Origin of the sequence: Desulfosporosinus nitroreducens (assembly GCF_023897015.1) — a bacterium.
GTDB lineage: Bacteria > Bacillota > Desulfitobacteriia > Desulfitobacteriales > Desulfitobacteriaceae > Desulfosporosinus > Desulfosporosinus nitroreducens.
The window spans coordinates 1-2459 of sequence record NZ_JAMHFY010000071.1; the positions used below are offsets into that span (position 1 = coordinate 1).

The 2459-nt window shown below is 42.4% G+C and carries 2 protein-coding genes; both read right to left on the reverse strand.

Annotation, left to right across the window (positions count from 1 at the left end):
• Positions 1 to 52: 52 nt before the first annotated feature.
• Positions 53 to 793 (reverse strand): IS21-like element helper ATPase IstB, encoded by a 741-nt coding sequence (gene istB, locus M8E35_RS26110; protein ID WP_252473892.1) that lies wholly within the window; start codon positions 791 to 793, stop codon positions 53 to 55.
• On the reverse strand, positions 786 to 2297 hold the full coding sequence (gene istA, locus M8E35_RS26115) for an IS21 family transposase (protein ID WP_252473893.1): 1512 nt from the start codon (positions 2295 to 2297) through the stop codon (positions 786 to 788). The genes istB and istA overlap by 8 nt, the downstream gene beginning before the upstream one ends.
• Positions 2298 to 2459 lie beyond the last annotated feature (162 nt).

Genomic DNA, 2459 nt, shown 5'->3' on the forward strand with positions numbered 1-2459 from the left:
TGTAAGCAGTCAAGTAAAACCAGCAACTTTTCGCCACAAACCATACAACATTTTATCTCTGAGTAATAGTCTTCCTGTGTTGAAGTCTGTAGCTGTTGCCTGTCATGTTTAAAATCTCGCAGTGGTGGATCAACCGATCTAGAATTGCAGTCGTAATTGTGGCATCCCCTAAAAAGTCAGCCCATTCATCAAAGCCCTTATTTGAGGTAATGATGAGTGATGTTTTCTCAGACATTGAGGACACAAAACCAAAAAACAAATTGGCTTCTGTCGTCGACAGTGGCATAAACCCGATCTCATCGATGATCACCAGGGCTGCTGAGTTGAATGTTTTTATACGTCTTTTACTAGCTGTTGAGATTTGCGAGGTTTTCAGGGTAATCATAAGTTCATCTAAGGTAGTGAAAGCTACGGCATAACCTAGGTTTAAAGCCTGTACAGCCAATGCTAAGGCCAAATGTGTCTTTCCGATACCCGGTGGCCCTAATAAACAAATGTTAAATGCTTGCTCTACCCAAGTCATGTCGGATAGCCTTAGCATCTGCTCTCTGGACACGCTGCGTTGAAATCCGAAATCAAAGGTTTCAAGTGTCTTTTCGGCGGGTAGATTGGCTCTTTTCCTACGAATTAGATTTTGTTTTTCCGTCCGAAGACGTTGCTGTTCAGTAAGAAAAACTTCAATGCTTTCTAGGGGCGTCAGATTGTTCCTTTTAGCGAAAAGGCTTTCCAAATCTACGGCGGGCAAGTGCATTCCTGACACCAACGCATTAACCCGTTCAATCCGTTCATTCATGGCTGCCACCTGCCTTTGCATAAACATCCAGAGAGCGCTTTTCAGTGGTTACGTGGTACTTGTTGTTGCTAACTGGAATAGCGTTAAGGACAATTGTTTGCTTAGGCTTGGCATTGTGCTCTAGAAAATCTTTCACATAGGTTGTTCCAATAAGCTTGCTCACCTCACAAAAACTAATGGCATTAAGTACATCATCTACTCCGTACTTATCACATAATGTCTGTAACAGCCTGAACTGGTCACGGGCATAGCGTGCCTTTTCTGTTCGAATGGTTTGCAAAAATGTTGTTGCTTTGAACAGAAGTAGTTCATCAACCGTGTTTTGAGCATTATCCATAGAGTCAGTAACATCTCTGGAATGACTGGTGCTTTTAATTAATTGACCTCTGCCGGTTGAGATTGGATGTTCATAGATAAACTCACCAAATACAGTCATAATGGTCAGTTTTCCACTCTTGGCCTCGATGCTGACCTCTTTTTGGTGGTTGTATGTACCGAGCGGTAAAGAGTATCGGTTACTGTTGTACACGATGGTGTTATCTTTTCGAACGTTTCTGTAGATGGTTACATCACTACTTGAGTGGATGTCCAGCAGGGGCCGAAGGTGTTCACGTTCATCCTCAAATACCTTTTCCGGTATCTTTTTGGTAGTGCTATGAATCTTGGCGTTGCCGGTTCTATCCAGCCAGGCCAAAAATGAATTGTTGAGAATTTCCTCATCGGCAAAGAGCCTGTTTTCAAGGAAATTATACTTGATGAATTTAACCACATTCTCGATCTTGCCTTTGCTTTCCGGATCAGCTGCTCGGCAAAGGTATACTTTTAAATTGCATTCCTGCCGGAACTTCTCGAACTCAAACGTATGGATAATATCTCCATAGTTTTCTGAGACACTGACGATACTATCCTGATCAAATACCAGCTCCAGCGGCATTCCTCCGATATAACTGAAGCACTCATAACAACTGCGAACCAGATCGTTCGTTGTAAAAGGGCGACTCTGAAAAAATGCCCATTTGTACCTTGCGTGAGCTAATACGAAGGCTGCAAAGCGAATCTTCACACGTTGCCCATCAATGGATTGTAGCCACTTTTCACCAAAGTCCACCTGTAATTGCTGTCCCATGGGAAGCTCTTCGACTGCCTCATAATCCCTAGGATGATTGGACTTTTTGAGATGATATTTCTCTCTTAATCCCTTAACATACCGACTGACAGTGCGCTCTTTGATATCCTCTCGATAAAGCTCCTTTAGCCAATCGCATACCTGCGCGGCTGTCATTGTTGGGTATTGTTTGAGCCAACTGATGATAATCTCTTCATATTTTGAAAGTAGCAGCTCCCGATTAATGCCATACAGCTGTTTGGCAAATTCATCCGCCGTCATATTCCAATACCGTGTTACGGTTTCTCGATTTATATTCAGCTGCTTGGATGCCCGAGACCGAGTGAATCCAATCTCTTTTAGTTGCTGTATCTGTTTATACATCTTAAATCCTTTCATTCCAACAGCTCCTGACCTCTTTGCTAGTTCCTATTCTAACAAAGTCAGATAGCTGTATTTGATTTAAGTTGTATGGTTATTGGCAAAAAGTTGTATGGTTTGTGGCAGAAACTTGTATGCTTTCACGGGCGTAAATGTGTATGGTTTAGTTTACCATTCACA